The sequence below is a fragment of the Nocardia cyriacigeorgica genome (genome assembly GCF_010868145.1).
GTDB lineage: Bacteria > Actinomycetota > Actinomycetes > Mycobacteriales > Mycobacteriaceae > Nocardia > Nocardia cyriacigeorgica_D.
The window spans coordinates 1-295 of sequence record NZ_JAAGUY010000075.1 but is presented as its reverse complement, the minus strand read 5'-3'; the positions used below and the strand labels follow the sequence as shown (position 1 = coordinate 295).

Annotated in this window: 1 protein-coding gene; it reads right to left on the bottom strand. The window is 70.8% G+C overall.

All coding sequences use genetic code 11. The features are described from left to right. A partial coding sequence (locus GV792_RS28805; protein WP_306044047.1) for an exodeoxyribonuclease VII large subunit occupies positions 1 to 295 on the bottom strand: 295 nt, incomplete at both ends.

Here is a 295-nt window from a genome sequence, read left to right as displayed (position 1 = left end):
CGATCGGGGTGGTGGCGGCGACGATGGCCCGGCACAGCGCCTCATCGGAGAACGGCAGCAGATCCTCGACGCTGCCGCCGCCGCGGGCGAGCACGATCACGTCGACGGCCGGATCGCGGTCGAGTTCGCTCAGCGCGGTCATGATCTGCGGGACCGCGGACGGACCCTGCACGGCGGTATTGCGGATCTCGAATCGCACCGCAGGCCAGCGGGTGCGCGCGACGGTCAGCACATCGTGTTCGGCGGCGCTGGCGCGGCCGGTGATGAGGCCGATGGTGCTGGGCAGGAAGGGAAT